Genomic DNA, 7057 nt, shown 5'->3' with positions numbered 1-7057 from the left:
TTCGGCCGCACGTTCGGCGGCTCGACGGCCGTGTACACGGGCACGTCGCTCGTGGCGCCGGCCCGGGTGCTCGAACGGTGGGGGGTTCCGGGTCTGGAGGCCGGCGATGTCGCCCGCCGCTGCGAGAGCTTCGCTGCGCAGAACCACGTGCACCTCCTTCCCGACGACGAGATCAACGACAACAACCGGCTGTTCGTCGAGGGGTGCGAGGCCTCGGGATATCGGGCGGAGCAGTTTCCGGTCAACGTGCGCGGTTGCCGCGGATCCAGCCTGTGCAACCTCGGGTGTCCGAATCGGGCCAAGCAGGGCACCGATGTGGTCCAGATTCCTTTCGCCGAGCGAGCCGGGGTCGAGGTCATCACGCGGGCCGAGGTGCTGAACATCGAGGAGCGGAGCCTGCGAATCCGGGTCCAGGCGCCGGAGGCAGGGGAGAAAGGGGGACGGCCCGAATGGGCGCCGGGCGAGTACCATCTGGATGCATCGGTGGTCATCGTCGCCGGGGGGTCGATCGGGAGCACTTCGCTTCTTCTCCGTTCCGGATTCGGACGCGGGCTGCCCCGACTGGGAGAAGGCTTCACCTGCCACCCGGCCCTGATCCTGGTCGCCGAGCACGGGCGCGAGATCACCAACGACGTCGGGCACCCGAAGAGTTTCTTCCTCGACCGGGCGGAGGAAGAGCGCTTCGTGCTGGAAACGTGCATGTACTTCCCGTTCGTGACCGCCAAGAACCTGACGGGCTTCGGGGCGTCGCACAGCGCGCTCATGAAGGCGTTCCGTCGACTCCAGATGATCCTGGTGCTGGCGTGCGACCGGGCGGTTCCCGGCAATCGCATTTCGGTCGACCGGGCCGGTCGGCCCCGGGTACACTATCGCTTCACCCCGGAGGTCCGGCAGGCCCTGGCCGCCGCCAATCGGACCGCCGCTCGCGTGTTCTTCGGCGCCGGCGCGCTCCGGATCCACGCCCCGCTGGCCGACCCTCCAATGCTCGACCGCAGTGAGATCGGGCGCATCGACGAGCGCATCACGGCCGGGTCGTTCCTGCCCGGAAAGACATCGGTATCCGCCGCTCACCTCATGGGCGGCTGCGGAATGGGCAGCAGCCCCCGGGACTCGGTCACCGACGCCTGGGGGCGGGTGCACGGAATCCCGTGGCTGCGGGTCGCCGATTCCAGCCTCTTTCCGGACAGCCTCGAGATCAACCCTTATCTGACGGTGATGGCCCTCGCCGACCGGGCAGCCGAGGCCGTGCGCTCCGAGATCGGGGATCTCCCGTCCGCCGCACCCGGACGGCGCGCGTGAGTCCCGGGTCGGGATCCGGCGCTCCGGTCGGGGCCGAAGCGGTGGTCCGGGCCCTCGAGGATGAGGGGATTCCGTATGCCTTCGGTATCCCGGGCACGCACAACATCGAGCTGTACGATCGGCTGGCCGCCTCGAGCGTCGTCGAGACGATCCTGGTTACCGACGAGCAGAGCGCCTCGTTCATGGCCGACGGCCTGTGGCGGGCCTCGGGTCGGCTCGGGTGCGTGAACCTCGTCCCCGGGGCCGGATTCACCCACGCGCTCTCGGGCATCGCCGAGGCCTACCTGGACCACGTGCCGATGCTGGTCCTGGGATGCGGAATCCGTCGGGACACGGGACATGCCTTTCAGCTTCACGACGTCGATCAGCTGGCCATCGCCCGCCCCATCACCAAGGGCGTGTTCAGGCCGCTTCAGGGCGATGACATCTACCCGACGGTTCGGAGGGCCTGCGCCCTGGCCCGGTCCGGAGCTCCGGGGCCGGTCTTCGTGGAAATCCCAGCTCATCTGTACCTGAGGCCGGGATACGACGCGGCGGGCCCGTCCGCGGAGATCGACCGAACCGTGGAGCGCCTGCCCGCGCCGACGGGAGAAGACATCGAGCAGCTTGCCGGGGCCCTGCTCGCCTCCCGCCGTCCCCTGCTCTACCTGGGTGCGGGGGCCGCCCCGGCTTCCGACCGCCTGGTCGAGCTCGCCGAGCTGCTCGAGTCCCCGGTGGCGACGACACTGCAGGGAAAGGGCGTCTTCCCCGAGAGCCACCCGCTCTCCCTGTGGCCGGGATTCGGAAGGGCGGCTCCGCCTTTCGCACGTCGCATCGTCTCGGGCTGCGATGCGACCCTGGCGATCGGGTGCCGCTTCGCGGAGGTCGGCACCGGCAGCTACGGTCTGGAGCCTCCCCGACCGCTGCTGCACGTGGACATCGATCCGGCCGCTCTCGACGCGAATTTCGAATCCGACCGGTCCGTCGTGGCGGACTCCGCGCTGCTGGTTCCCGCCCTCGTAGACGAGCTGCGTGACATGCGGGGGCGATCGGAGGGGATGGAGAGCCGAGCGGACGGGGAGCTGAGGTCCTCCATCGCCGCAGGCCTCGAATCGGTCCGACAGGAGCAGCGGGCTTCCGGCGACGACCACAAGGTGACGCCGGCCCGGCTGTTCGCGGCGCTCCAGCGGCGCCTCGGCCCGGACACCGTGTTCGCTACGGACAGCGGAAACGGCACCTTTCTCGCAGCTGAAATGCTGGTTCTCGATCGACCGGGCCGCTTCCTGGCCCCGGTGGACTACTCGTGCATGGGCTATTCCGTCCCGGCAGCGATCGGGGCGAGCCTCGGGCAGCCGGGCACTCCGGTCGTCGCCCTCGTCGGCGACGGCGCCTTCCTGATGACCGGCCTCGAGATGCTCACTGCGGCGCACCGCGAGCTCCCGATCGCCTTCGTCGTCCTGCGGGACCGTGAGCTCGCTCAGATCGCCCAGTTCCAGCTGACCGCCTATGGACGAAAGGAGAACAGCGCCGTGCCCGACTACGACCTCGCATCGCTGGCGCGCGGAGTCGGCGTCGAGGCCCTCTCACTCGGCGATGATGGCGAGATCGACGACGTGGTGGACGGGATCTCCCGGCTTCTCGAACGGAGTCGCCCGGTGGTCGTCGACGTCGACATCGATTACTCCCGGAAGACGTGGTTCACGCGCGGCGTCGTTCGAACCAACCTCGGCCGCCTCCCCTGGAACGACCGCCTGCGGATGATCGGCCGGGCCGTGGCGCGCCGGCTGACCGGGTGAGTGGGCGGGTCCTCCTTGTCACCCTCTGACGAAACCCCGTATTGTGGCCCGTCGGAGTCCCTGTTCCTCCACCCCCGGACACGGAGGGAGCGTTGACCTGGATACTGATCCTGCTGGCCGTGGTGCTCGTCGCCGGCATTTCCATCTACAATTCGCTGGTCAAGCTGCGCACGCAGGCAGAGAGCGCCTGGGCCGACGTGGATGTGCAGCTCAAGCGACGGTGGGACCTGATTCCGAACCTCGTGGAGACGGTGAAGGGGTACGCGAGCCACGAGAAGGACACGCTCGAGGCCGTGGTCGAGGCCCGAAACCGCGCCATGGCGGCGTCGGGACCGGCGGACCAGGCGAAGGCCGAGAACATGCTGACGGGAGCGCTCAAGTCCCTGTTCGCGCTTTCGGAGGCCTATCCGCAGCTCCGGGCCGTCGAGAGCTTTACCCGCCTTCAGGAGAGCCTCGGCGAGATCGAGGGCGCGGTACAGAACGCCAGACGCTACTACAACGCCGTGGTGCGCGACTACAACACCAAGGTGGAGCAGTTTCCCTCCGTGCTGGTCGCGAACGCGTTTCGATTCCAGAAGGAGGAGTTCTTCGAGCTGGCCGAGCCTGCGCAGCGCGAGGCTCCGCAGGTCCAGTTCGGAGGTGGGGGCGACTGATCCGGGCAACGGGCCAGGCATGATCTCCACCGCTTTCCGTTCCGCGTCGTCCCGATCCCGACTGATCGCCGGGCTCCTCGCCCTCGTGCCTGGCGTCGCTGCGCCGGCCGTCGCCGGCGCCCCTGACCTCGGGCCCGAGCCGACGGTCCGATCCTGGCACATCGAGGACTTCCACGCCGAGATTCAGGTCCACCGCAGCGGAGTCGTCGAGGTCTCGGAACGGATCGCGGTGCGCTTCGAGGGATCGTACAACGGGATCTTCCGGACGATTCCGATCGAGTACCGTACGCGGCGTCACCTCAACTACACGCTCCGTCTCGAGGTGCTGGCGGTGGAGGACGGCGAGGGGCGTGACCTCCGTTACGAGACCAGCCGGGAGCGTCATTTCCGCAAGGTCAAGATCTGGGTCCCCGACGCCCGGGACGCGATCCGAACCGTGGTGATCCGGTACCGGGTGGAGAACGCGCTCCGGTTCTTCGACGAGGAGGATCAGGCGTGGGATGAGCTCTACTGGAACGTCACGGGGGATGAGTGGCCGGTCCCGATCGAGCGGGCCAGCGCCCGCGTGCGGCTTCCCGCCGCGGTGAGCGGGATCCGGGCCCGTGGATTCACGGGCGGATACGGATCGACGGAAGAGTCGGTGGACGTGAGCACCTCCGATTACCTGGTCGACGTCCGCTCCACCCGATCGCTGGGAATTCACGAGGGGCTGACGCTCGCCATCGCCTGGGATTCCTTCATCGGCGGGGCGACGGCCGCGACCGGCGAGGAAGGCCGCGAGTACCTGATCCGCCGGCCGAGCGCGTGGGACCGGGTCCGCGGCTTCCTCCGGAGCAACTGGCCGCTGCTGCTTCCCCTGATCGCCCTGTTCGTCATGTGGCGCCTGTGGATGCGTCACGGCCGGGACCCGGAGAGGCTGCCGATCGCGCCCCGGTACGAGCCGCCCTCGGGACTCACCCCGGCCGAGGTCGGCGTGCTGGTGGACAACCGGCCGGACCTCCGGGACGTGACGTCGATGATCGTGGACCTCGCCGTCCGGGGTTACCTGGTCATCGAAGAAACGGAGGAGGAGCGGTTCCTCGGCCTGGTCAAGGAGAAGGAGTACGTCCTCGAGCTGCGCAGGGACGACCTTTCGGACCTCAAGAGCCACGAACGCAAGCTCGTGCGGGGCATCTTCGGGACCCCACGGGTTGGTGAGCGGGTCCCCATGTCCGACCTGGAGAACGAGTTCTACAAGGAGCTTCCCGGAATCAAGGATCGAATCTTCCGGGAGCTGATGGACCTCGGCTACTATCGACGTCGTCCCGATCGGGTGCTGGCCGCCTGGATCTTCGGCGGACTCGCGGTCGGTGGCGTCGTGGCCGGTCTCGGTACCGTGGCGGGCGCGCAGTACGGGATGGCCCCACTGACCGTGGTTCTGGCCGGCGCCCTCACCGCCGCGGTGGTGATCGGCTTCGGGATCTTCATGCCGGCGCGGACGGTGGCCGGAACCCGGGCGCTCGAGGCGTGCCTCGGCTTCGAGGAATTCCTCGGCCGGGTGGAGTCCGACCGGTTCAGGAAGATGATCACGGGCCCCGAGATGTTCGAGCGCTACTTGCCGTACGCCATGGCGCTCGGAGTGGAGAGGGCGTGGGCGGCCGCCTTCGCCGGCATCTATTCGGAACCACCCGACTGGTACCGGGGAACCGGATACCGGACCTTCCATCCCGGCCTCTTCGTCGGCGACCTCTCCGGCATGACCAGCCACGCGGCCACGGCCATGACCTCGGCCCCGAGGAGCTCCGGCGGGTCCGGGTTTTCGGGAGGAGGAGGGGGAGGATTCTCCGGCGGCGGCTTCGGCGGCGGCGGTGGAGGCGCATTCTGATCTTCACCGAGCGGGCACGGAGCACACGGGGGCTCCGTGGTGTAGGTTGACCGCGTTCGAGGCGCGGGACGACAGGAGCCCGGCCTCGGCACATGGGGTACGAACCTGATCCTGAGCAAACGAGGGAGCATGTCATTCTCGATCAGTCATAGAACGGGCAGCCGTCTTCTCGGACTCGTGTTCGCGCTCACCGCGGTGGCGGTTTCCGACGCGGTCGCCCAGACCGACGGCTCCGAGCGCATCTCGAGCGGTCTCGATGCCGCGGCGGAGCGCTACGCGGGAGACGTGGCCTGGCTGGCGGACGACGCGCGGAAGGGTCGCGGCCTCGGCTCCGCGGGCCTGGCAGAAGCGGGTCTCTGGATGGAAGAGCAGTTCCGGGCCATCGGGCTCGAGCCGGCAGGGGACGACGGAGGATACCGTCACGTGTTCGGCGTGCCCATCGCCGACCCGGCGAACCCGCACGCTCAGAAGGGCTTCATCTATGCCTTCAACGTGATCGGCCGCCTGCCGGGCAACGGGGAGCTCGAAGGAGTCATCCTGATCGGAGCACACTACGATCACCTCGGCTACGGGGGCGAAGGCACGGGATCGCTGGAGCCCGATTCCCGATCGATTCACAACGGGGCGGACGACAACGCGTCCGGCACGGCCGCGCTTCTCGAGGTCGCCCGCCAGATGAAGGAGCGGCGAGGCGAGCTGAAGCGTGACGTGGTGTTCATGGCGTTCTCCGCTGAAGAGGAAGGACTGGTCGGCGCCAGCAACATCGTCCGCCGTCCGCCGGAAGGGCTGGCGATGGAAGACGTCGTCGCGATGCTCAACATGGACATGGTCGGGCGCCTGCGGGACGACAACGTGTCCGTGCTCGGGGGAGACTCGGCGGAGGAGTGGGACGACCTCGTGGGCCCGCTGTGTGAGCGCTATGGTCTCGTCTGCGCGATCGGCGGAGACGGATACGGCTCCTCGGACCAGGCGGCATTCTTCGCGGCCGACATCCCTGTGCTTCACTTCTTCACCGGGACGCACGCCGAGTACCATAAGCCGTCCGATGATTCCGACCTGATCAACGCCGAGGGTGGCGCCCTGGTGGCCTGGCTCGTTTCGGACGTGGCCGGCGTTCTGGCGAACCGGCCCGGCACGCTCACCCTGGTGAAGACGTCCGATGGCCCGCAGCAGCGGCGCATGGCGCTCAAGGCGCGCCTCGGCACGATCCCCGACTACGCGGGTCCGCCCGATGGATCGCCGGGTCTGCTGCTCTCCGACGTGCGCCCCGACAGCCCGGCAGCCGACGCCGGACTGCAGCGCGGAGACATCATCGTGCAGATCGGAGACATGGAGATCGCCAGCGTCCAGGACTACATGGTGATCCTCTCCGAGGCAGAGCCCGGAGACACCGCACCCGTCCGCGTGATCCGGGATGGGCAGCCGGTGGAGCTGGAGGTGACGTTCGGAGAGCCGCGCTGAACGGA

General features: G+C 68.5%; 5 protein-coding genes. All 5 read left to right on the top strand.

What is annotated here, in order from left to right:
* The coding region (locus AC36XV_RS11420; RefSeq protein WP_492203815.1) for a GMC family oxidoreductase N-terminal domain-containing protein at nucleotides 1-1299 on the top strand (1299 nt) is incomplete at its 5' end.
* Nucleotides 1296-3074, top strand: a complete 1779-nt coding sequence (locus AC36XV_RS11415) for a thiamine pyrophosphate-binding protein (protein WP_492203814.1) — start codon at nucleotides 1296-1298, stop codon at nucleotides 3072-3074. The genes AC36XV_RS11420 and AC36XV_RS11415, both read left to right, overlap by 4 nt.
* Nucleotides 3075-3166: 92 nt before the next feature.
* Nucleotides 3167-3727: a LemA family protein gene (locus tag AC36XV_RS11410; RefSeq protein ID WP_492203813.1), complete on the top strand. Its 561-nt coding sequence runs from the start codon at nucleotides 3167-3169 to the stop codon at nucleotides 3725-3727.
* Between the two features lie 19 nt (nucleotides 3728-3746).
* Nucleotides 3747-5591 carry a DUF2207 domain-containing protein gene (locus AC36XV_RS11405; RefSeq protein WP_492203812.1) on the top strand — a complete coding sequence of 615 codons (1845 nt, stop codon included), beginning with the start codon at nucleotides 3747-3749 and terminating at the stop codon, nucleotides 5589-5591.
* A gap of 129 nt (nucleotides 5592-5720) precedes the next feature.
* Nucleotides 5721-7052, top strand: a complete 1332-nt coding sequence (locus AC36XV_RS11400; RefSeq protein ID WP_492203811.1) for a M20/M25/M40 family metallo-hydrolase — start codon at nucleotides 5721-5723, stop codon at nucleotides 7050-7052.
* Nucleotides 7053-7057 lie beyond the last annotated feature (5 nt).

This window comes from Candidatus Benthicola sp. (assembly GCF_058719085.1).
This window is presented reverse-complemented; position numbering and strand designations above follow the sequence as displayed.